Origin of the sequence: Halorhabdus utahensis DSM 12940, from assembly GCF_000023945.1 — an archaeon.
Lineage (GTDB): Archaea > Halobacteriota > Halobacteria > Halobacteriales > Haloarculaceae > Halorhabdus > Halorhabdus utahensis.
Genome location: NC_013158.1, coordinates 1651084 through 1672677, shown reverse-complemented (window position 1 = coordinate 1672677; position 21594 = coordinate 1651084). Strand labels below are relative to the sequence as shown.

Sequence of the window (21594 nt, the reverse complement as noted above, 5' to 3'; positions counted from 1 at the left end):
GATCCTCACTCGTCCAGAAATGTCTCGATGTCCCGGGCGGGCGATCGAAACCCCGCCTCGTCGATCCACCGCTTCAGGTACCTGTCGGCGTCTTCGACCGACATGACGTCGTCCTCGACGAACCGGACGAGCACTCCGATCGACCCGGTCAGCGGGACGTCTCGATTGCGAGCGATCGATCGGGCATCGCCGTCGTCGGTCACGATCGTACCGTTTCGGACGTCAGCGACGGCCAGCGCTTGCGCCTCTCCGGGATCGAGCCGTTTCAGGAGATGTTGTTCTACCTCTTGGGCGGCGGGTGACGGCGAGATCACTGGAATGTCGTCATCGAGGGCGACGACGGCACGCTCGAGATACGAATGGGTCTCGATACCGGCGTCGAGTTCCGTCCGGACGGCTTCGACGGTTGCCAGCCGGGGCAGATCATCCAAGAGCTCGATCCGGTCGACGTGCGCGAAGTTCGATAACACGGACGTGTCGAGGACTGTCGGTCGATCGGGCGACCCCGTCATTCGAGATTGCGGGCGGTCTCGATTTCGTCGCGTGCATCGGCCATGTCTTCCGGGCCGAGGCGGAGTTCGACACCCTCCTCCCGCAAGCGATCACGCATTTCGAAGCGGTTGCAATCGGCCAACCGCGCCGCCGTTCCGAGCGTGACGTCACCGCGTTCGTACAGCGCGATCGCCGCCGCGACGCGCTCGTTCGGATGTTCTTCGAAGTATTCCCGAAGGACGTGCCGGATCGCGTCGCTCTTGTTCTCGAAGACGCCGGCGTCGACGGCCCCCTCCATCAGGTCGGTGAGGTCGTCGGGGATCGTGGCAGTCGTCCGGGACATCGGTGTACCTGAGATTGGTGTTCATACATTATATGAATTTCGCTAGTTCGCCATTCCGGCCATGAGGATTCGATAATCGGGCGTGATCACTACTGAATGGCCTATCCAGCCTTACACAGGTCTGATCAACTCCGGATCCACGCCACACTCACACGCCTGTACTTCGCACGCGACGAGCATGCTGATCGAAACCAACGTGACGGGTTCCCCACAGTGAGGACAGTGGGCCGTCACACCCGACACCTCCCGCTCACGGGCGTCGATTTCAAGTAAACACAACCCCTCTTATAGTGGGATTGTGTAATATTTGTTACAAGCCAAGGGCCGGATTTGAACCGGCGATGGGCGGCTCTGCAGGCCGCTGCGTTAGGCCGGACTCTGCCACCTTGGCGCAACTTCGTCTAGTTCCAGCGATCCAATAAACATAGCGGTCTGGTCGCCACACAGTATGACGCCTCACAAATCCATTACGAATTATAATAAACCACAAGAATTGTTCAGAATATAAAAACATTCTTGGCCGTTTGTATCGTTGCTGCTCGTAATGACACGGCACAATCGACCGTTCGAACTGCTCGACGCGGGGGACTGGCGACTGATCACTCTCGGCACAGGACTCGTCGTCGCGAGTCTACTAGCGGCCGGCTGGTTCCTGACCAGTGGCGACCTCCCCGGCGGGCTCGCTACACTGTTGTTGACTGTCTCGGGCGCGCTGTTTGTCGCGATCGGCACGTCGGAATCCTCCCGACCGAGCGCCTGACCGTCGGCTGGATTCTCTCTGTATTGTACTGGAGCCCCGTGTAGCGTTGCCACTCTCGGCAACAGCTCCTTGCATAAATACAAAAAGCCCACCCGAGAGTGTTGTCACTCTCGGATGGGCTGAAGTATGAATGGAGGCGGCGAACCGGTTTTCCCAGAGACTCTCGTACTCCAGTACTCGCCGGAACGCAGGCGGGCTTAACTTCCGTGTTCGGAATGGGTACGGGTGTTGCCCCGCCGCTATGGCCGCCTTAACGCCGATCCGTGGAATCGAACCACGCGAGGCCAGCGATCGGTCGATGCAAAACCAGTGTACGTGCGATCCAGTTTGCGCCTGGACGCGACTACGTCGCGTTTACATGCGGTATGAATGGTGGCTTCGGTCAGTTAGTTCTCGCGGGCTAAACACCTCGTTACCTCGGTGCGTACACCCCGAGTCTATCGAACTCGTCTTCTACGAGCGACCTCAGCGGTACCTCTTTTCCAGGTGGGTTTCCGGCTTAGATGCGTTCAGCCGTTACCCCGTGTGGCGTGGCTGCCCGGCAATGCTCTCTCGAACAACCGGTACACCAGTGGCCACCAACCGTAGTTCCTCTCGTACTATACGGTCGTTCCCGTCAGGTACCAAACACCCCCAATAGATAGCAGCCGACCTGTCTCACGACGGTCTAAACCCAGCTCACGACCTCCTTTAATAGGCGAACAACCTCACCCTTGCCCGCTTCTGCACGGGCAGGATGGAGGGAACCGACATCGAGGTAGCAAGCCACTCGGTCGATATGTGCTCTTGCGAGTGACGACTCTGTTATCCCTAGGGTAGCTTTTCTGTCATTCATTGCCCGCATCAAGCGGGCAAATGAGTTCGCTAGACCACGCTTTCACGTCAGCGTTCCTCGTTGGGAAGAACACTGTCAAGCCATCTTTTGCTCTTGCGCTCTTCTCCGGATCTCTGACCCGGATGAGATGGCCTTAGGGCGCGCTCGATATTCTTTCGAGCGCGTACCGCCCCAGTCAAACTGCCTGGCTATCGGTGTCCTCCTCCCGGAGTGAGGGTCACAGTCACTAACGGGTAGTATTTCAATGATGACTCGGTGGCGTGCTGGCGCACGTACCTGTGTAACGTCTCCTACCTATTCTGCACATTAGCGACCATGTCCCAGCGACAGCCTGCAGTAAAGCTCCATAGGGTCTTCGCTTCCCCTTGGGGGTCTCCAGACTCCGCACTGGAATGTACGGTTCACCGGGCTCAACGTTGGGACAGCGAGGCTCTGGTTAATCCATTCATGCAAGCCGCTACTGAAGCGGCAAGGTACTACGCTACCTTAAGAGGGTCATAGTTACCCCCGCCGTTGACGGGTCCTTCGTCCTATTGTACTAGGTGTTCAGATACCCGCACTGGGCAGGATTCAGTGACCGTACGAGTCCTTGCGGATTTGCGGTCACCTGTGTTGTTACTAGACAGTCCGAGCCTCCAAGTCACTGCGACCTGCTCGTTTCCCGAGCAGGTACCCCTTATCGCGAACTTACGGGGCTAAATTGCCGAATTCCCTAACGTCGATTGATCCCGACAGGCCTTGGCTTTCTCCGCCAGAGCACCTGTGTCGGTGCTGGGTACGAGCACCGTACTGTCTTTTCATGGGCCCCAGGTTGAACCAAATTTCTCTATCTCGCCGTTCGCCCGCTTCGTGCCATTACGGCTTCCACGAGTTTTGACGATTCGACCGGGCGAGTGCCCGGCTCGGTCTACCCCAAGGCGTCGACATTGAATGTACGGTGGTACTGGAATATTAACCAGTTTCCCTTTTGATCCGCTCGAGTTGCGACGGATCTTAGGATCGACTAACCCTCGGCTGTCGAACAGTGCCGAGGAACCCTTGCTCTTCAGGCCGTCAGGATTCTAACCCGACTTTCGCTGCTACTACGGCCAGGATTTTCGTTTCTACGCGGTCCACACGAGTTCTCACCCGTGCTTCCACCCGCGCAGAACGCCAACCTACACAACCACCTTTTGACAGGTGTGGCCAGGTCTCGGTGGTGGATTTGAGCCCCGATCATTTTGGGCGCCTCAAACCTCGGCCGGTAAGCTGTTACGCTTTTCTTGGAGGATTGCTGCTTCTAAGCTCACCTCCCGGCTGTCTAGGGCTTGAGACCACCTTCGATCGCACTTAATCCACACTTGGGGACCTTAACCCAGCTCTGGGTTGTCTCCCTCATGGTACACAGGCTTACCCCGCATACCGGACTCCCCGCGTCGACGGCGTCCGTAGGTTCGGAGTTTGACAGCCGCGCCGACTCCTCTCGGAGGCGGACACGGCAATCGGTCGCTCTACCCCACGGACTACCTCAGCGGAGGTCATGCTTCGACATGTTTCGGTTGGAACCAGCTGTTGCCGGACTCGATGGGCCTTTCACCCCTACACGTAGATCACGGGAGGGTATTGTAAAACACCAACCCTAACAGACTTCCACGTAGCTTTCGCCACGCTTCATCTTGCCCACGCGTAGATCGTCCGGATTCGGGTCGTGCCCGTGTGACTCCCCGCCCTTGAAGACGGCGGCCCTCGTGCAAAGCACTGCGGCCATGTCGGTTTCCCTATGCCTTCCCCGATGATCGGGTTAGACTCGCCACACAAGCACACTCCCTGGCTCGTTTTTCAAAACGTACGACTGAACACCGGCTTCCCTCGAGTCCTACTGTATCCTCGCGGATAGGTCGTTTATCGAGGGACCTTCTATGCCCAGTCGCTCTATCACCAACTGATTTGAGGCCCTATTTCGCCTCCCTTCTGAGGGTACTTTTCAGCGTTCGCTCACGCTACTTGTTCACTATCGGTCTCGGGACGTATTTAGTCTTAGCAGTAGATGCCTGCCAAATTCACGAGGGATTTCCAACCCCCGATACTCGGGAACTGGCGCACGTCATACTTGACTTCGTTACGGGGCTGTCACCCTGTATCGCGCTCCGTTCCAGGAGACTTCAAGAAGACGTTCTGACGATGAGTGCCAGTCCGAACACCACATTGGCCGTAAGGCCTTCGGTTTGGACTGTATCGCGTTCACTCGCGGTTACTAACGACATCACATTCGTTTTCTCTTCCTGCCGGTACTGAGATGTTTCAGTTCCCGGCGTTCCCCATTGCGCAAGGCAATTGCGGTGAGGAGTTCCCATTCGGGTATCTCAGGTTCTTCGCCTCCGTGCGGCTCCCCTGAGCTTATCGCAGCTTGGCACGCCCTTCGTCGGCGCCCGAGCCGAGCCATCCACCAGCTGGTACAGCAGCCACGTCGAGTGTAAACTCGACGTAAACGCGTCCAGTGGACGCCTGGATCGCACGTACACACGGTATCATACACACGCCCGTCGGTGGCGGTGCGTGCATCAACCCTTCCCATCCACGTTCACACGGGATGGTGCATCGGTCGTCCGTACCCGAATCGAACGCCGTCCCACACTTAAGGGGATCGGATTCGATCGGATACGAGCTATGGACCCACTGGGATTCGAACCCAGGGCATCCTCCTTGCAAAGGAGGCACTCTACCGCTGAGCTATGGGCCCTTCCGCCGTACAATGTTAGCCCTGGTAGTTCATAGGTGCCCAACTGGGGCGTCGGCGAACGTGCAGGTGGGTCGGGGCAACGCCCCGATCCCGATCGTTAGGAGGTGATCCAGCCGCAGATTCCCCTACGGCTACCTTGTTACGACTTAAGCCCCCTTGCGGAGCCCAGATTTGACCGTCGCATGACGGCCTCATCCGGACCCCACTCGGGTGCTTTGACGGGCGGTGTGTGCAAGGAGCAGGGACGGATTCACCGCGCGCTTCTGACACGCGATTACTACCGAATCCAGCTTCATGAGGGCGGGTTTCAGCCCTCAATCCGAACTACGACCGGGTTTCGGGGATTAGCGCGTCCTCTCGGACTGGCGTCCCACTGTCCCGGCCATTGTAGCCCGCGTGTCGCCCAGCACATTCGGGGCATACTGACCTACCGTTGCCCGTTCCTTCCTCCGCTTTGGCAGCGGCAGTCCTCCTAGTGTACCCAGCCATCGCAAGATGCTGCTGGCAACTAAGAGTGCGGGTCTCGCTCGTTGCCTGACTTAACAGGACGCCTCACGGTACGAGCTGACGGCGGCCATGCACCTCCTCTCAATGGCTCCAGTAAGGTCATCAACCTGACCTTCACTGCACATTGTCGGTGCTGGTGAGATGTCCGGCGTTGAGTCCAATTAAACCGCAGGCTCCTCCGGTTGTAGTGCTCCCCCGCCAATTCCTTTAAGTTTCATCCTTGCAGACGTACTTCCCAGGCGGCTCGCTTCACGGCTTCCCTACGGCACAGCGCAGGCTCGTAGCCTGCGGCACACCTAGCGAGCATCGTTTACAGCTAGGACTACCCGGGTATCTAATCCGGTTCGAGACCCTAGCTTTCGTCCCTCACCGTCGGGTCCGTCTTTCTGAGGCGCTTTCGCCACCGGCGGTCCGTCCAGGATTACGGGATTTCACTCCTACCCCGGACGTACCCCTCAGATCTTCCGGCCCCAAGCCAGACAGTTTCCGCCGGACGTCCACGCGTTGAGCGCGTGGATTTCCCAACAGACTTGTCTGGCCGGCTACGGACGCTTTAGGCCCAATAATAGCGGCCATCACTCGGGCTGCCGGTATTACCGCGGCGGCTGGCACCGGTCTTGCCCAGCCCTTATTCCTGTACCACCTTACGGTACACAAAAGCGAGGACTATATGCCCTCGCACTCGGAGTCCCCCTATCGCACTGTCGTGCAGTGTAAAGGTTTCGCGCCTGCTGCGCCCCGTAGGGCCCGGCATCTTGTCTCAGATACCGTCTCCAGGCTCTCACTCTCATGACCTGTACCGATTATGGGCACGGTGGGCCGTTACCCCACCGTCTACCTAATCGGCCGCAGCCACATCCTGTGGCGCCGCAACGTTTCCGACTCGCCGCACTCCAGCTGGCGAGTCGTATCGGACATTAGCCTCAGTTTCCCGAGGTTATTTCCGTCCACAGGGTAGTTTGGCCACGTGTTACTGAGCTATTTGCCACGGGTCTAAACCCGTGCGACTAGCATGGCTAAATCGGACTCCGATAGCAATGGCCTCCGGCAGGATCAACCGGAATGTCTCCCCATAATGGGGAGGGTTAGGCGGATGACACCCCCAAGGGGTGTCGTCGCTATCGTAAGCACGTTCGCTGACACCCCAGTCGGGTGTCACCGAACTACCAGGGCTAACATCAGATCCCATCTATACGGCGGACCGCAGGGGTGGAATCCTCATGTTCTTCCGGACCCGAACATACACCGAGTAAGGGTATAAACCCTTCGAACCGGCGTCGATCGGACCCGAGTGCGGCCGGGGCGATCCGTGCCCCGTCCGAACCACGTTCGTATTCAATCCGAAGTGCCCTGTTACACTTAAGGGCATCGGATCGAATCGCACCACGCGAGTGGCGCGACGCGGCCGGAGGGGCGTCGTTCGCCCTTCGCCGCTGCGTATTTACTCAGATGGGAGGTAATTACTTAAACCCGTCGAAGGAGACCCGCCACGTCATGCGATTACAAGCGGGTCGGGATGTCGTACCGTGACATGGGGCCCAGCCACGCCAGCAGGCCCACACACCCGCCAACACGTGGAGCCAGTATATGAGACGTGAGTAAAGGGGGCCAATACGGTTACACGACTGGCCAACTGGGAAGGCTGCCCAGAACAAGCGCGTTCACTTCCGCGGTTGTGTGGCTCCCAGAGGACGAAGAATGGCGCGCGGCCGGAGGTCGAGTAGTCATCCCGCGCGTCGTGCGTCCGGTCATCCCGAGTGAAAGCCGCGCACCGAGGGTTGGCCGTCGGGACAGTAGTGACTATCGACTCCGGGTAGCCCGTCGAAAAGTAATCCCGCAGTGTGTCGCCGCGTCAGATCTCCTCGAGATGTTCGACACCCTGCTTGGACACGTTGCCCTTGGTGATTTCGCCGGGCATCCAGTCGGGCTTGTCGTCGGGCGCGTCCTCTTCCCAGGCCCATCCTTCGTAGACGTGGACTTTCTCCGTCCCCTTCTCACGGAGGCGAATTGTCTCGGGATCGGCCGCGTCCTCGCTCGGAGCGGGGTCCAGCCGTCGTGCAGCTTTCAGTGCCGCCTGACGAGGTGTCCCCCCGGAGAAGACGCTCGACTCGTTCCCGTCCGATTCGCGCAGTGCAAAGTTTCGTTTGTCCGTATCACGTGCCATGGTTTTCGAGACTCCATGTCAACCCAGAACATGACACACTATAAAAATACCCCCCGATTCGGGGGGTGGTTGCCACAAAATATTTATGTGAAAATCCGGCGGGTGGCGATATTCGGCCGAAATCCGGGCGGTCGACTGACGGCGCGCGGTTCGCGCGCGCCGGGGTACGCGATGGGCCAACAGTGCGAGCCAGCGGCGACGACGGGACTGGCACGGTAGGCTTAAGTACGTGCTCCAGCCAACCACAGGTTAAGATACCGCGATGGTGCGAAAGAAGAAGCTCAGCCCGAGTGGCGCGAAGGACGAGGACGGGGAGTACCACAACGTCCACATCAACCTTCACGAGGACGAGTTGGCTGTCGCCGGGATGGAGATCGGCGACGAAGTGTTCGTCAGAGTCCGGGACAACAAGATCATCATCCAGAAGGCGAATCCGGAGGACGTCGAGCACGACTTCTAACTCGCCATCGCGGGCCGAGTGCCGATGGCCCGGGATCGACACACAATGAACCCCTATAACCTCACCAAGCCGCTGTTGTTCCAGCTATCACCCGAGACTGCGCACGCGCTCGCACACGAAGGAATGAAACTCGTCGACGGGACGCCGATCGAGTCGGCACTCGCACGAGCGTTCAAAGTTGACGATGATCGTCTCTCGATGTCCGCGTTCGGGTGTGAGTTCCCGAATCCGATCGGCGTCGCGGCGGGCTTCGACAAGACAGCCGAGGCTCCGGGCACACTGGGTGCACTCGGCTTCGGGCACGTCGAGGTCGGCGGCGTCACTGCCGAGCCCCAGGAAGGCAATCCACGCCCGCGCGTGTTCAGACTCGTCGAGGACGAGGCCATCATCAACCGGATGGGTCTCAACAATCCGGGCGCGAAGGTGATCGGCGAGCGGCTCGACAACACCGACGTCTCGATGCCGGTCGGTGTGAACCTCGCGAAGACCGAGGACGTGCCAATGGACGAGGCGGCCGCGGACTATCGCGAGACCTACGAGCAGGTTGCCGAGGGAGGCGATTTCTTCGTGATCAACGTCTCCTGTCCCAACTCGCCGGGGTTCAGAGAGTTACAGAACCGCGAGTCGCTGGAAGACATCTTCAGCACGGTGAAAAACGCCGGCGCAGCCCCGCTCCTGGTGAAACTGTCGCCCGACCTGCCGGAGCCAGCCGTCGAGGAAACCCTGGAGCTGGTCGAGGAGTACGATCTCGACGGCGTGATCGCGACCAATACGACCACTGACCGCCCTGAAGCGCTCACCAGCCCGGATCGTGTCGAAGAAGGGGGGCTTTCGGGCAGACCCATCGAGGAACAGGCGACCGAAATGGTGCGGTTCGTCGCCAGCCGGACGGACGTCCCGGTCGTCGGCGTCGGCGGCGTCTTCACCGCGGCTGACGCCTATCGGAAGATCCGCGCCGGGGCGAGCCTGGTCCAGATCTACACCGGTTTCATTTACCGCGGGCCGACGATCGCCCGGAACGTCAATCGTGGGCTCGCGACGCTACTCGAACGCGACGGCTTCGACAGCGTCGAGGACGCAGTCGGTGCTGACCTCTAAGCAGACACTCTACTGGGACTGCGAAGTTCTTCGAGAATGCGGCCTTACCGCCAGTCGGCCGCCGACACCGCGTGCTCTACGTCGACCGAGATCCACATCGTTCCGATTTCCGGCCACTCGGCGTCGGTCGGAAACACCGTGAGGATCGACGGGTCCTCGTGGTCGTCATAGGCCCGATCCAGGTCGCGATTCGACTCGCGAGAGCTGGCTGGCAATGCGGGCGTCGCGGTGTCGTCGGTAGTCGACATCGTTGCTCAACTCTACATAACAGTTGTTTCCTTATATATCGGATCGTACCGGAAAGACTGACGTCATCTCACAGAATTTCCGGACAAAGTGGTACAATCCGAACGAAATTTATGCTAAATGATGAAATGACAAACCTAACACCCGTGTCAATGAGTATCCCACCACTGACCGCCGGGTTTTCCCTCGACTTCAACACTTCTCGGGGAGACAGAGTGCCTTGCCGAACCAGGGGTCGACCGGTACCGTGGGGCCGGCGAACGTATCGACTATTGTAACGCCGCCAGATCAAACTCGAAGGCCACTACCGGCAGTTCCAGATCGTGTTCAACCACCTTTTTCCGCTCGAAGCAAAGCTTCTCGCGCAAAAACGTGGGCGAAAAACCGCTTGCTTACTGCAGCGCCGCCAGATCAAACTCGAAGGCCACTACCGGCAGTTCCAGATCGTGTTCCACGAGCACAGCGGGGTGAACTTCGCCGATCACGCCGACCGCGTCGCCATCGATCTCGACGGCAGCGGCCCGGCCGTCGATGAACGAGGGATGCGCCGTGGGTGGCGTCTCCAGTTCGGCATCGAAGTCCGCCACCAGTGCCTGGAGGCGGGCCTTGGCGTCCTCGTAGGACACGTCGTGACGCGCGAGCGCGCCCGCGACGTGACGGGCTTCGGCGACGCCAGTGTTTGCGCCGTCGTCACGCTGGGCGACGAACCCGACCTCCGCGAGGTCCTGGGGATATCGTCGGTGGGTGTTGTTCTCGAGGACCTGCATGATCGACGGGAGCAGCCACGTCCGGACGACCGTGTAATCCTCGCTGTAGGGATTGCGGATCTCGACAGGGTCGCCGCCACCCAGGGCGTCCACGCCTGGCTCTATCCCCATGCGGTCATGCAGTTCCTCGGCGCTCGTCAGATGGAAGTTCAGCAGGTCCTGAAAGCCGAGTCCGACCAGCACGGTCCGGACGGCCTCCTCGAGTCGTGCGCGCTCGTGTCGCCCGCCGATCGTCCCGACCGCGGGATAGCGCGGGTCGAGGTTGTTGAAGCCGTAGGCCCGCCCGACGTCGTCGATCACGTCGACGGGGTGGAGGACGTCGACGCGATACGGGGGGATCGTGACGTCGTAGGCTGGCGACCCGTCCGTCTCGGTAGACTCCCCGTCCAGTCCGGATCGTTCGAGGAGGTCGATCACGTCCTCGCCTTGCAGGTCGATCCCGAGTGTGCGCTCGATCCGGTCGTGGGCGACGGTCTTGGTTTTCGTCGAGAAATCGGGGCGGAGGAGCGAGTCGCGGTACTCCTCGGGGGCGTCCTCGTACTCGACGCGGACGTCCTCGATCGTGCCGCCGCGGGCGTCCAGGGCGTAGCAGACAATCGACAGCATGTGATCGATCGTCCACTGGTCGGTGCCGGTCATCTCGATGAACAGATCACGCGAGTCGGTCGAGACCTCCGTCCGGCGGCCGTTGACCACCGGCGGGAACGAGAACAGCCCGATCGAGTCGTAGATCGCCGGGACACGATCGTACTCGGCGACGAGGTCGGCGTACTCCTCGCCGATATGGTGCTCGGCGAGGACCTCGCCGGGCGTCATCTCGGCGTCGCCCTCCAGCGGCACGAAGGTGTCGCCGTCGCGGTCGATCCCGGTGTAGCGGACGGACTTGCCCTCGCCATCGTCGGCAGCCTCGCCGCCTTTCAGCATTGTCAGGTCGTGCACCCCGATCGCGCCCTTCGCGCGCTTGCGACCCATCGTCGCGTGGAGTTTTTCCTGAAGCTGGATCAGCGAATCCAGCGAGGCGTCGTCAAGATCCAGCCCGCGGACGACCGCGCCCGTGACGTAGGGTCGTTCCTCGGGCACGTCCTCGACGTGAATCGTCCAGTCGGCGCCGTTGGTCTTCGGGACGTAGACGCCCCAGTCATCGCCGTACTGGTAGCGCAGCGACCGGGCGACCCCCTCGACGGAAAGGCGATCGAGGCGGTCGGGCTCGAACTCGAATCGGAGTTCGCCCTCCTCGGTTTCGCCCTCGTACTCCAGGCCGAGTTCGAAGAGATCATCGCGCAGGTCGTCGTCGCTCTTCTCGCCGTGGCCGGTCAGTTCCCGCAGTTCGTCAGTGTCAATGTCGACAGTGGGCATCAGTAACGCACCTCCTCAGTTCGCAGGTACTCAAGATCCGCCAGCGTCCCGTGGACGTCCCGAATGTCCTCGGCACCGGTGACGAGCATCATGAGTCGCTCAAGGGCGAGTCCCCAGGCCATCACGTCACACTCGACGCTGAGGGGATCGAGCATCTCGGGCCGGAAAATGCCGGAGTTGCCGATCTCGACGACCTCGCCCGTGACCGGGTGCTCGCCGAACAGCTCGAAACTCGGCTCCGTGTAGGGGTTGTACGTCGGCTTGAACTCCAGGTCGGTGATCCCGAACTGTTCGTAGAACTCCGTGAACGTGCCCATCAGGTCCCGCACCGAGAGGTCCTCGGCCATCACCCACCCCTCGATCTGGAAGAACTCGAGGAGGTGAGTCGCGTCGATCTCGTCGTTGCGGTAGGCCTTCTCGACGGAGAAAAAGCGCTGTGGCGGTTCGAGGTCGCCCTGCGCGACGCCCGCGAGGTGACGGGCAGAGAGTGACGTGGTGTGGCCACGAAGGTCGACCTGGCGGGCCATCTCCTCGCCCCACGGCGAGTGATACCCCTCGCCATCGGGGCCAGCGCCCTCCCGATGGGCGCGCTCGACGTCCTCGCGGACCCCGTCGGGCAGGTCGTCCATCGGCGGCACGTCCAGCGCGAACTGGTCCCAGTGCGTGCGCGCGGGGTGATCCTGGGGCATGAACAGCGCGTCGTTGATCCAGAACTCCGCGTCGGCGTGGGGACCGTTCATCTCCTCGAAGCCCATGCCGACGAGGACTTCCTTGACGCGCTCGGCCATGCCGCGAAGCGGGTGCATCTTCCCGCCGTCGATGGCCTCGGCGTCGGCCTCGACGTTGTAGTCGGCGAATTCGACGTCCTCCCAGTCGCCGCTGGTAAGGAGATCGGGCGTCAGGCGATCCACTTCCTGGGCCTCCTCGATCCCAGCCATGAGTTCCGTTACGGCCGCGTCAGTGAGTTCGACCGACCGGACGGTGCGCTCGTCGCGCTCGATCAGCCCGCGTCGATCCAGTTGATCGAGGACGTCGTTGTCATCGACAGCGTCGCCTGCATCGATAGCCGCCAGGGCGGCGGCTTCCGCGTCGTCGTTCGGATCGACGTCAGGTTCGGCGGTGATCTCGCCCGACTCGATCTCGCCGTAGCCCTTCCGGGCGAAGTTCGACAGCGCGATGTCGACGGCCGCGCCATCGAGATCGGCGGCCCCGATGACCTGCCCCATCGAGACGCCCCCCTCGTCGGCACCGGCCTCGACGGCAGCGGAGTAGAGGCGGTGTTCGGGCAGACCGGCGTCGAGATAGGACTCGCCCTCCTCGGTCAGCGAGACCGATTCGTCGGTCGTTTCGGTGACGGCCACCAGCCCCTCGTCCTCAAGCTCGAAGGCGGCTCGCGTGACGGCCGCGGTGGCCAAGCCGGTTTCCTCGCTCAGCTGTTCGACGGTGCGTCGGTCGTCTGCGCTCGCGGCTTCGACCACCGCGAGTTGGTCGCTCGGGAGTTCCATCAGTTGTTGTCGGAGTACCGTGTGTTGTTCGGATAACGGTTCTCAATTTCGCTCATAGCGGAGCGAAACCTGCGACGTCGGTTTCGTCAAGGGGGCAATCTGACCCCCGAGTCCACCGACAGTCAGGCTGCGTCAAAAAAGCCGAACGCCCGACCGACTCGCGACTGGCTGGCGATCCACCGAGCGTGGGCGTTCGGTGCCATATCCATGGGTTGGTAAGTCATCACAGAAAAACGTTGCGAGAGCACCCGATCCAGGTCCAGGCTGACTCACGGATGCCTTTAAGACAGTTCGAGTGGAATATTGAACAACAAGAGATGGCGTCGAAAGGTTCTCAGTTCCTGATGTCTGTGTTGGTCCTCGGATTAGTTTGGCACGCTACCGTTGCAATCATGACTCCACCCGACCCACTCACCCAGCTGTATACAGTGGGTGCACTGGTGCCAGTCGTCCTCGTGCTCTCGTATCATCTCAGCTATCAACGTGGCTACGAGTGGATCTAAGGGGCACGGATACGGCTGCGAACGAATTCAGTTCAGTCGTCCAGCGCCGTCTCCGGGCGGTACTCCCGGCTGATGGCTTTCCAGTTCCCAGTCGAAAGGGGTAAACCCCCCAAAAGACGAACGTCTCCGGGATCAACTTCAGCAGCTACGGACGGATTATCGCGATGAGGCTTATCGCGACACCAACAGGAATGAGTGGCCAGAATGGATCGAAGGCCACACCAATGATCGTGAGTTGAATCGCGAAAAGGACATAGATGATCCGAGTTATTCTCACATCGTGTTCATTATCTTCGATCATATTTTCGTGGCTATTGTATTTTTCCGCTATAGTTTTTCCGTTGTGGTTTGCTCGGTCCCAGCAACGCAAGGTAGCGTCGGCAACGATCAGTCGTCTAGCGCCGTCTCAGGGCGGTACTCCCGGCTGATGGCCTTCCACTTGCCCGTCGAGAAGCGATAGTAGTTCCCCACCGCGGGGACGAGCGTCTCGCCGAGGAAGGCGACGTAGATGCCCCAGACGCCGATCGAGGTCTTCGCACCGAGATACGCGGCGGGGATAGAGACGGCGAAGACGCCCAGCGTCTGATAAATGAACGGCCAGTTCGTGTCGCCGCTGGCGTCCAAGGCCCCGGCGATGGTGCTGTTGACGCCCTGGGGAATGATCGCGAGGCATCCGGCAAAGACCATGCCGACGGCGATCGGAATGACCTCGCCCTCGGCCCCGAGCAGGACGACACCTGGCCGAGCAACCAGGGCGACGACTGCCGCCGAGACGCCGTAGGTCGCGACCGCCATGAGGACGATCTCCCGGCCGTAGACCCCGGCTGTCTCCTCGTCGTCCTCGCCGAGATGCTGGCCGACCAGACTGGACGCCGCGAGGCCAAAGCCCCATCCGGGAACGTTCATCAGCCCCCAGATGCGCCGGGCGACGGTGTACGCCGTCAGGACGGTCGTCCCGAACATCCCGACGATGAACAGCATGGGAAAGCGGGCGACGGTCCAGGTCATGTTCCGCCCGACGACGGGCGTGCCGATGGAGACCACATCGGTGATATCGTCCCAATGGAAATACGTCCCACGCGGTGAGACCGAGACCGGGAACTGGCCGATACCGGGGAGCCAGCCGGCGATAAGCCCGACTATGAACAGCGACGTGACGAGGACGTTGGCCGCAACGGTCCCCCAGGCGGCACCGGCCACGCCCATTCCCATCCCGAAGATGAACACGCCGTTGAGGACGATGTTGAGTACTGCACCGCCGCCACGGAGTATCATCGGGATCTGGGCGTCGTCGGCCCCGATGAGGACGCGACTGCCCACGAGGTTGAGCCCCGCGAACGGGACGCCGAGGCCGAGGATCTGGAGGTAGGTTGCGCCGTAGGTGATGACCTGTTGATCGCTGTTGAGCAGGCTGATGAGCCACTCGGGGAACAACCAAAAGGCCGCGCCGACGGGGAGTGTCACCGCGACGACGACGACGAAACTCGAACGGACGGCCTGGCCGAGCTGGCCGAACTCCTCGGCCCCGAATCGCTGGGAGACGAGGGCGATCGTCCCGGCGGCAAAGCCGCCGCCCAAAGCAAACGCCAGCCCCCAGAACGGGCCGGCCAGACCGACACCCGAGATCGCCGGCTTGGTGGCGATCCCCGAGGCCGCCCCGACCATCGCCACGTCGGCCGCGTTTTTCGACATCCGGGCGATCCCGGTGACCACGCGCGGCCAGGAGAGATCCGTCGCTTTGCGTGCCCGCTCGGCGTCGATCAACCCGAGGCGGGCAAGCCCCAGGCCGATGAGAAGGATAACGCCTCGGACAGGGTTTGCGCGGGAACCGGTACGCTTGATCGACTGGACGGCGCTGTCGATCGAGGACTCTGGACGAGACACGAAGTGATTGTTCGTTCAACGTCGGCGGGAAAAGGTCTTCCCATCTTCCACGAATACCACCGCGAGGTACCCATTCGCGGATGGCAGCTCGGATTGTCCGGCCGGCTGCGGGTTCATGGATGGTTCCATCGTAGGCAACACTGGCGAAGATCTGGAGAATCGAACGATTCAAGCACGCACTGTCCGACAGGGCCAATCGGATGATACCCTGGATGGTCCTCCTGGCCGCAGTCGTCGTGTTCTCGGGTGGCTACTGGTGGTTCGTCGGCGGTCGCGGGCGCTGGGTGTCTCTGACCCGGGATCGGTTCGTCCGGGGAGTGCCCTGGGCGACGTTGGTGACGGCGGCGCTGGTCGTCGGCTTCTACCTGTTCGTCCAGGGCGGCCTCGGACACTGGAGCCAGCCACTGACGATCCCCTTCCGTTCCTGGAGCCTCTTCGAACCGGTCGGACTCCTCACGTCGGGACTGGCACATGCCGGTCCCGCTCACCTGCTCGGGAACGTGACGGGGCTGGTGGTGTTCGGCGCGATCGTCGAGCACGCAATCGGCCACTACCCAGGGGACAGGGACGACACTGCCTCCCGACGGTGGAACAGACTGCGTCACCCGGGAGTCCGAATCCTCCTGATTTCGCTCGGCATGATTGGCCTGGCCGTGGTCCCCTCGCCGTTCGTCCTCGGGTGGGTCCTTGGCTACTCGGGGGCGGTCTACGCCCTCGCTGGGTTCGCTCTGGTGACGCGGCCGCTCGCTGCCGTCCTCGCCATCGTCGCCCACGACGCGCTGGGAGTCCTCGTCGACGCCGCCGAACAGCCGGTCGTCGAGGCGACGCGGTCGGTCGGCCCGCCGACGCCACCCGCCTGGGCCGGGATCGCCTTCCAGGGCCACCTGCTTGGCTTCCTCATCGGCATCCTGCTGGGAATCGGGCTCCTCCGTCGGTACGATTGGACGCCGGAACCGGTCAGGCTGTTCGGCGCGGTGATCGCCTTCGCCCTCACGAAGTCGCTGTGGTTGGTGGTCAGCTCCGGGGGCGAGGGCGTCTACGTGTTGTATCGTGGTGCGGGCGTCGTGATGGTACTGCTCGGGACGCTCCTGGTGACGCTTGCAGCGACCGGCGCGCGGCCGGAGATCTCGGCCCCACGCGCGCTTCCGGCGCTGTCCTGGCAACCGGATATCGACACCGGGGTGATTCCGGGAGCACTCCGCCGTCGGGTCGCTGCCGTTTCGATGCCGACGTGGGTCCGGGAGGTACTGATCGTCGGACTCGCGTTCGTGGCGTACGTCCTCGTCGAGCCGACCTCGGAACTGGCCGCCAAAGCGTTAGCGCTCGGCGTCGTCGCCGGCAGTGGCTATCTGGTGCTCAAACTCCTGAAATGGGCCCTCGGCCACCTCATCGCCGCGGTGCCGACGGGCGGCTGGCTCGGCCGCGTCCCAGTGCCGTCGATCCCCCGTCCGGGCAAGGCAACCGGGACGCTCCTTGGCGCACTCGCCGTGGTCGCACTGCTCGGCCTCCTGTTCAGCCCGGCCACCGTGAGCACGGCCTCGCTGGCGGACACCGGCGAGGTCGAGATACAGGACTACACGATCACCTACGCCGAGAACGTCAGCGAAGGGCGAGCACTCACCTGGGACAGCGAAATCTTCGACGGAACGTCGAGCGGCGTGATCGTCGCCAGCGAGCGCCGGGCGGTCTGGATCGAGGCAGTCAGCCCGGATCGACTGGCCCACGACGGGTCGGCGACCGTCCGCGTCGGTGGCCTCGACTGGGAGCAGACAGTCGATGTTGAACGGCAGGCAGTCAGCGTCGTGGGGAACGACAGCGTCTACGCCGTCGACCTGCGCACGGAGGGCTCGACGACGCGGTCGTTCAGATCGGCCCCCGCGACTGCCGGCGCCCGCATCGACGGTCGCCGGGTCGCGGTTGCACCGACGGCGGACGGCTTCGAACTCCGGGTGCGCCGGAACGGGACAGTCGTCGGGTCGCGCCCGCTCCCGGCTGCCAACGCGTCCACGTCGGTCGGGTCGCTCCGGTTCGTCGCGTCCGAGGAGAACGAAACCCGGACGATCAGGGCCGTTTCGGGGACGACAAGCGTTCGGATCGCCAGCGTCGAGCGTCCCGCGACCAGCTGATGCCGAAGGGAATTCTAGCGAATGAGGTGTGAGCGAAAAACGAGACGAGGGATTCGGATCGGCAGGGGAGGCGGACTTCCCTGGTGTCAGAAGTAGCGAATCGAGGACGGTCGATCAAGTTCGTTTACGGCTCGAATCGAAGTCGATATCGAGTTCGTCGAGTCGATCAGCCCACTCCTCGCGTTTTTCCTGGTGATCTTCGAGGAAAGACTCCATCAGTTCGGCAGCCTGTTCCTTACAGCCGCCACAGAGGCGCTCGCCGCCGGCACACTCCTCGTAGACCTCGGTGGCGAACTCGTCGTCGTCATCCGCGAGCAAGTAGGCGTAGAGTTCGTAGACCGGGCACTCGTCGGGCTTGCCCCCGAGTTCGCGCTGTTCCTCGGCGGTCTCGCGGCCGCCGGTCGTCGCCGCCCGGACCTTGTCGTAGCCGTCTTCGGGATCGTCGAGCAGGCTGATGTGACTCTCCGGGACGGACGAGGACATCTTCCCGCCGGTCAGACCGGTCATGAAGCGATGATAGATCGAGGAGGGGGCCAGGAAGCCGTACCCGCCGTTGGCGAGTTCGACCTCGCGGGCGAGTGCCGCGGCGGCCTCGTGATCCAGTTCGAAGGCGTCGATGTGCTCGTCGTAGACGCGCTTCTCGCCGTCGATGGCCTCGATCAGGGCCTCGAAGGCCTCCTCGGTGGCGTTGCGGTCGAGGAACCGGACGCGGGGACGGAGCGGTTCCTTGCCGGCCTCCCGGAGCATCGTGATGAGACGATCTTTGGTCATCGCGCCACCGTCAGTCGCGTCGCGATCACGCTCGTTGTCGAGGTAGGTCGCGGCGTCGCCACACCGGATCGTCTCTCCCGGATGGTCGCCGGCAAGCGTCTCGTAGGCCTCCGCAAGCAGCGCTCGCTCCTCGTCGTCGGTCTCGAAGGAGGCGTAGGCCTTCGTGACGCCGAAATAGCGCATCCGGGCGGCGACGTCTCTCGCCAGGCGCATGTGGGGGTCCTGGTCGGGACCCACCGGGATGACGGTCGGCTTGGGTTCCTCGAGTTGCGGGTAGAGGATGTCGGCGATCTGGGTCACGACGCTCTGCATGTGACTGACGTCGGTCTCGCCGTCGAAGCCGTAGATCCCCTCGAACTCCGCAAAGCGGGCCTCCGCGCCGAGTTCGAACGCCAGATCCTGCAACTCGCGGTTCTCGGACTGTCGATAGAGCGTCCCTTCCTCCGGGTCGAAGCCCAGCGCGAGCAGCGAGAGGATGTAGTCCCGGGCATGCTCGTCGATCTCGTCCCACGTCAGCCCGCGGGCGGCGTGGGCCTCAAGGTCGGCGATCAGGCCGTAGGCGTCCCCGCCCTGGCGTTGATGCCAGATGATCTCGTCGAAGACGAGTTTGTGGCCGATGTGGGGGTCGCCGGTGGGCATGAATCCCGAGAGGACGGCGAATGGGTCACCGTCGCGCATGGCGCGGGCGACCGGCCGGTAATCGCGGTGCCCGAAGATGACCCCGCGGCGCATCAGATAGTGGGGCGCAGGGACATCGGGCAGGATTTCGTCGAACTCCTCGATGCCGAACTCCTCGAAGAGGTTGCGGTAGTCGGCGACCGTCGAGGAGCCCCACGGATCAAGCGTCGTGTCGTCGGCACCGGCGGCTGCGCCGCCGTCAGTGCGGAGTCGGGGGAAAGCCTGTTCACGCCGTCGGTCGTCTGTCGGTTCGTCGTCGGTGTGTGAGTCTCGCGTCATTGGTGTCGTGTCTCGTGTGGTTGGTGCTCGAAGCCACCGGGCCGAGAAAGCGGAGGGAGCATCGCCCGCCGGGCGACGAGTTACGCCCGCCGGCCGGCGACGGCGACACTGTCCACTTCCCGGGGGTGCCAGCGACGGACGTCGGGGGAAGTGGACGCCATGTGCGTACGTCTCCACCAGCAGGGGTTTAATTGTTTTCTATCCGTCACGGCGTCAGTCGCCCGACTTCGAGCCACTCGATTCGGGGGTCGCCGTCCGCGTCAGCCTCCGCCACCAGCGCGAACACCATCCGCTTGCGAACGCCGTGGGCCAGTCGGACGTCAAGCGCGAGATCGCGCGGCGTGAAAGCGTGATCCGCCGGTAACACCCGCACGAGCAACTCGGAGTGGCCCAGCGAGTCGACACTTTCGACGTCGGCGTACGTCCGAAAGTCCGCGCCGAATTTGTAGCCCGTCTTGGGGACGACCCCACGCTCGCGGAGGGCACGATACACCGCCAGCCGCCGGTCGAAGCGCTCGCCTTCGACCTCGCGACCGCACTCGACGATCGCGTCCGCGCCACCCTCGACGTCGAGCACGCCTTGGCTGGCCAGCGCGGCGGCCTCGATCAGCGAGAGCTGGAGGGGCTCGCCCGCCTCGTCGTCGAGCGGTTGGCCGTAGAACCCCTCGAAATAGAGTGCTTCGGGCGGGTCCGGGGCCAGGACGCGATCGCCCAGCAGGTCGGCCGCGACACCGCTCGGCAGATCCGTGGTCGACGAGCCCGCGATGTCGGGGTGACTGGTCTCGAGGTAGGTGATCGCCGACTCCTCGTCGACGACTGCCAGGACGCTATCGCCCAGCGTGGCCGCGGAGACGGCCGTCCGCTCACTTATCGCCCGGATCCGATAGGCGACATCGTCGTCCCAGGGGCCCTGTCCGCGGGGGTAAACCACGAAGTCGGTCCCGGACGGACCGTCGACCCAGCCCTCGCGGGCGGGCGAGAGGTAGAATCCCCGGTCCCGAAGGTCCTTGTAGACGAGAACGTCGATCTCCGAGACAGCAGCCGAGGAGAGCAGTGCCTGGAAATCCAGAGCCTCGTCGCTTCTCCCGTCCCGGATGTGCTCGACATCGCCCCGGTAGAGAAGATGGGCTGCTTCGACAGGCGAAAGCGCCAGCCCGCCGCCGTCGACGTGGCCGTAGCCCCGCGAATCGTAGAAGCGCTCGCGAGCCTCGCTGCCGCCGCGAACCACGTCTCCCTCCAGGACCAGTTCCATGGTCTGACCTGCCGGCGGGCGGGCAAAGGCGCTACGATCGACTCACGGCCGCGAGCACACTGATCGACCGCGCCGGGAAACGGCTCGTCACGACTCCGCCGGAACGCCGCCCGTGCCGTCCCGCCAGGCCTCACAGGTCGCGTCGAGACACCGCCGCCCACCGGCGGTCTCGAACAGCGGGAGGCCACAGGCACACTCGCCCACGACGACGCCGGCAGGGAACGCAAAGCCGGTGTCACACTCGGGATAGTGCTCACAGCCCGCCAGGAGGCCGCCCCGCCGGAGGATCCGAAGGTCCCCCTCGCAGTTGGGACAGTCCCACTCGCGGTCGAAGACCTCGGCGACGGCGTCGTCCATCGACTCACACTCGCGATCGACACAGACTTCGAATGCTCGACCGCGTTCGACCCGCATTTTCGGGAGGCCACACTCGCAGTGATCGTCGATGACTTCGGCATCGCCGGGCAGGCCGTATCGTTCGTCACAGCCCGTGCAAGCGACGGCGTCGGTGACGCGAACGAGTGCGGCCCCGCAGTCCGGACACTCGCCGACGGGCGACCCCGCGGCGCTGGCCGGATACCGGCCACTCGCCGTTTCGTCGTGGATTTCGACGGTGAGTCGCTGGTCGCCGTCGGTCGCTGCAAGGTGGGTGCCGTCGATGGTCACCGTCTCGGCGCGCGTGAGCCACGCGACCGGCTGATAGCCCTCGGCGTCGTGGACGAGCACGGTGTTGTCCGGCTTAACGACGACCAGAACCTGCCCGCGCTGTTCGTGCTCGCGGACGCGCGAGCCGTCGAATGTGGTCGTACACTCCCCGGCGACGACGTGGATGCCATCGTGCATACGCCC

At 62.8% G+C, this 21594-nt stretch carries 15 protein-coding genes, 2 tRNA genes and 3 rRNA genes; 5 read left to right on the top strand and 15 right to left on the bottom strand.

The window, feature by feature from the left end; translation table 11 throughout:
- Positions 1–5: 5 nt before the first annotated feature.
- From HUTA_RS08230 to HUTA_RS08220, 3 genes are all read right to left on the bottom strand, one after another.
- A complete protein-coding gene (locus HUTA_RS08230) occupies positions 6–512 on the bottom strand; it encodes a twitching motility protein PilT (protein ID WP_015789429.1) in 507 nt (168 codons plus the stop codon).
- Positions 509–835, bottom strand: coding sequence for a UPF0175 family protein (locus HUTA_RS08225; RefSeq protein ID WP_015789428.1), 327 nt, complete (start codon positions 833–835; stop codon positions 509–511). Before HUTA_RS08225 ends, HUTA_RS08230 begins: the two co-directional genes overlap by 4 nt.
- A gap of 315 nt (positions 836–1150) precedes the next feature.
- Positions 1151–1226, bottom strand: a tRNA-Cys gene (locus HUTA_RS08220).
- A gap of 153 nt (positions 1227–1379) precedes the next feature.
- Here HUTA_RS08220 and HUTA_RS08215 point away from each other — a divergent pair.
- Positions 1380–1595, top strand: coding sequence for a hypothetical protein (locus HUTA_RS08215; RefSeq protein WP_015789427.1), 216 nt, complete (start codon positions 1380–1382; stop codon positions 1593–1595).
- Positions 1596–1726: 131 nt separating this feature from the next.
- Here the strand turns inward: HUTA_RS08215 and rrf are convergent.
- From rrf to HUTA_RS08190, 5 genes are all read right to left on the bottom strand, one after another.
- Positions 1727–1848: ribosomal RNA gene (gene rrf / locus HUTA_RS08210) — 5S ribosomal RNA — on the bottom strand.
- Between the two features lie 114 nt (positions 1849–1962).
- A 23S ribosomal RNA gene (locus HUTA_RS08205) occupies positions 1963–4880 on the bottom strand.
- Between the two features lie 197 nt (positions 4881–5077).
- A tRNA-Ala gene (locus tag HUTA_RS08200) sits at positions 5078–5149 on the bottom strand.
- 99 nt (positions 5150–5248) lie between these two features.
- Positions 5249–6720 (bottom strand): 16S ribosomal RNA (locus HUTA_RS08195).
- The 16S, 23S and 5S rRNA genes sit together here with 1 tRNA gene alongside, the layout of an rRNA operon.
- 788 nt (positions 6721–7508) lie before the next feature.
- On the bottom strand, positions 7509–7820 hold the full coding sequence (locus HUTA_RS08190) for a non-histone chromosomal MC1 family protein (RefSeq protein WP_015789426.1): 312 nt from the start codon (positions 7818–7820) through the stop codon (positions 7509–7511).
- A 262-nt stretch (positions 7821–8082) separates the two neighbouring features.
- Here HUTA_RS08190 and HUTA_RS08185 point away from each other — a divergent pair, with 262 nt between their 5' ends.
- Together HUTA_RS08185 and HUTA_RS08180 are read left to right on the top strand one after the other, a co-directional pair.
- Entirely contained in the window at positions 8083–8280 is a 198-nt protein-coding gene (locus HUTA_RS08185; RefSeq protein WP_015789425.1) for a hypothetical protein, read from the top strand.
- 45 nt (positions 8281–8325) lie between these two features.
- A complete protein-coding gene (locus HUTA_RS08180; protein ID WP_015789424.1) occupies positions 8326–9378 on the top strand; it encodes a quinone-dependent dihydroorotate dehydrogenase in 1053 nt (350 codons plus the stop codon).
- A 44-nt stretch (positions 9379–9422) separates the two neighbouring features.
- Here the strand turns inward: HUTA_RS08180 and HUTA_RS08175 are convergent, their stop codons facing one another.
- The 3 genes from HUTA_RS08175 to pheS all read right to left on the bottom strand — a co-directional run bounded on the left by HUTA_RS08175 (position 9423) and on the right by pheS (position 13252).
- The gene (locus tag HUTA_RS08175) at positions 9423–9626 is read right to left on the bottom strand and encodes a hypothetical protein (RefSeq protein ID WP_015789423.1); all 204 of its coding nucleotides are present in this window, start codon (positions 9624–9626) and stop codon (positions 9423–9425) included.
- Positions 9627–10016: 390 nt separating this feature from the next.
- Positions 10017–11747 carry a phenylalanine--tRNA ligase subunit beta gene (gene pheT / locus HUTA_RS08170; RefSeq protein WP_015789422.1) on the bottom strand — a complete coding sequence of 577 codons (1731 nt, stop codon included), beginning with the start codon at positions 11745–11747 and terminating at the stop codon, positions 10017–10019.
- Positions 11747–13252, bottom strand: coding sequence for a phenylalanine--tRNA ligase subunit alpha (gene pheS / locus HUTA_RS08165; protein WP_015789421.1), 1506 nt, complete (start codon positions 13250–13252; stop codon positions 11747–11749). The genes pheT and pheS overlap by 1 nt, the downstream gene beginning before the upstream one ends.
- 275 nt (positions 13253–13527) lie before the next feature.
- On the opposite strand from pheS, the gene HUTA_RS16160 reads away from it, so the two are divergent.
- Entirely contained in the window at positions 13528–13755 is a 228-nt protein-coding gene (locus HUTA_RS16160; protein ID WP_015789420.1) for a DUF7534 family protein, read from the top strand.
- 387 nt (positions 13756–14142) lie between these two features.
- On the opposite strand, the gene HUTA_RS08160 is transcribed toward HUTA_RS16160, so the two are convergent.
- Positions 14143–15597 carry an MATE family efflux transporter gene (locus HUTA_RS08160; RefSeq protein ID WP_049941439.1) on the bottom strand — a complete coding sequence of 485 codons (1455 nt, stop codon included), beginning with the start codon at positions 15595–15597 and terminating at the stop codon, positions 14143–14145.
- A gap of 242 nt (positions 15598–15839) precedes the next feature.
- Between HUTA_RS08160 and HUTA_RS08155 the strand changes: the two genes are divergently transcribed.
- On the top strand, positions 15840–17765 hold the full coding sequence (locus HUTA_RS08155) for a rhomboid family intramembrane serine protease (protein WP_015789417.1): 1926 nt from the start codon (positions 15840–15842) through the stop codon (positions 17763–17765).
- Between the two features lie 114 nt (positions 17766–17879).
- Here HUTA_RS08155 and HUTA_RS08150 read toward each other — a convergent pair whose 3' ends face one another.
- The 3 genes from HUTA_RS08150 to HUTA_RS08140 all read right to left on the bottom strand — a co-directional run bounded on the left by HUTA_RS08150 (position 17880) and on the right by HUTA_RS08140 (position 21588).
- Positions 17880–19493, bottom strand: a complete 1614-nt coding sequence (locus HUTA_RS08150) for a tryptophan--tRNA ligase (RefSeq protein ID WP_015789416.1) — start codon at positions 19491–19493, stop codon at positions 17880–17882.
- Between the two features lie 205 nt (positions 19494–19698).
- On the bottom strand, positions 19699–20745 hold the full coding sequence (endA, locus tag HUTA_RS08145) for a tRNA-intron lyase (RefSeq protein ID WP_015789415.1): 1047 nt from the start codon (positions 20743–20745) through the stop codon (positions 19699–19701).
- An 87-nt stretch (positions 20746–20832) separates the two neighbouring features.
- The gene (locus HUTA_RS08140; RefSeq protein WP_015789414.1) at positions 20833–21588 is read right to left on the bottom strand and encodes an endonuclease NucS domain-containing protein; all 756 of its coding nucleotides are present in this window, start codon (positions 21586–21588) and stop codon (positions 20833–20835) included.
- Between the last annotated feature and the right edge of the window lie 6 nt (positions 21589–21594).

What these genes read in the sequence shown, in the direction of transcription:
- HUTA_RS08230 (WP_015789429.1), bottom strand. Translation starts at nt 512, where the DNA reads ATGACGGGGTCGCCCGATCGACCGACAGTCCTCGACACGTCCGTGTTA.
- HUTA_RS08225 (WP_015789428.1), bottom strand. Translation starts at nt 835, where the DNA reads ATGTCCCGGACGACTGCCACGATCCCCGACGACCTCACCGACCTGATG.
- HUTA_RS08215 (WP_015789427.1), top strand. Translation starts at nt 1,380, where the DNA reads ATGACACGGCACAATCGACCGTTCGAACTGCTCGACGCGGGGGACTGG.
- HUTA_RS08190 (WP_015789426.1), bottom strand. Translation starts at nt 7,820, where the DNA reads ATGGCACGTGATACGGACAAACGAAACTTTGCACTGCGCGAATCGGAC.
- HUTA_RS08185 (WP_015789425.1), top strand. Translation starts at nt 8,083, where the DNA reads ATGGTGCGAAAGAAGAAGCTCAGCCCGAGTGGCGCGAAGGACGAGGAC.
- HUTA_RS08180 (WP_015789424.1), top strand. Translation starts at nt 8,326, where the DNA reads ATGAACCCCTATAACCTCACCAAGCCGCTGTTGTTCCAGCTATCACCC.
- HUTA_RS08175 (WP_015789423.1), bottom strand. Translation starts at nt 9,626, where the DNA reads ATGTCGACTACCGACGACACCGCGACGCCCGCATTGCCAGCCAGCTCT.
- pheT (WP_015789422.1), bottom strand. Translation starts at nt 11,747, where the DNA reads ATGCCCACTGTCGACATTGACACTGACGAACTGCGGGAACTGACCGGC.
- pheS (WP_015789421.1), bottom strand. Translation starts at nt 13,252, where the DNA reads ATGGAACTCCCGAGCGACCAACTCGCGGTGGTCGAAGCCGCGAGCGCA.
- HUTA_RS16160 (WP_015789420.1), top strand. Translation starts at nt 13,528, where the DNA reads ATGCCTTTAAGACAGTTCGAGTGGAATATTGAACAACAAGAGATGGCG.
- HUTA_RS08155 (WP_015789417.1), top strand. Translation starts at nt 15,840, where the DNA reads ATGATACCCTGGATGGTCCTCCTGGCCGCAGTCGTCGTGTTCTCGGGT.
- HUTA_RS08150 (WP_015789416.1), bottom strand. Translation starts at nt 19,493, where the DNA reads ATGACGCGAGACTCACACACCGACGACGAACCGACAGACGACCGACGG.
- endA (WP_015789415.1), bottom strand. Translation starts at nt 20,745, where the DNA reads ATGGAACTGGTCCTGGAGGGAGACGTGGTTCGCGGCGGCAGCGAGGCT.
- HUTA_RS08140 (WP_015789414.1), bottom strand. Translation starts at nt 21,588, where the DNA reads ATGCACGATGGCATCCACGTCGTCGCCGGGGAGTGTACGACCACATTC.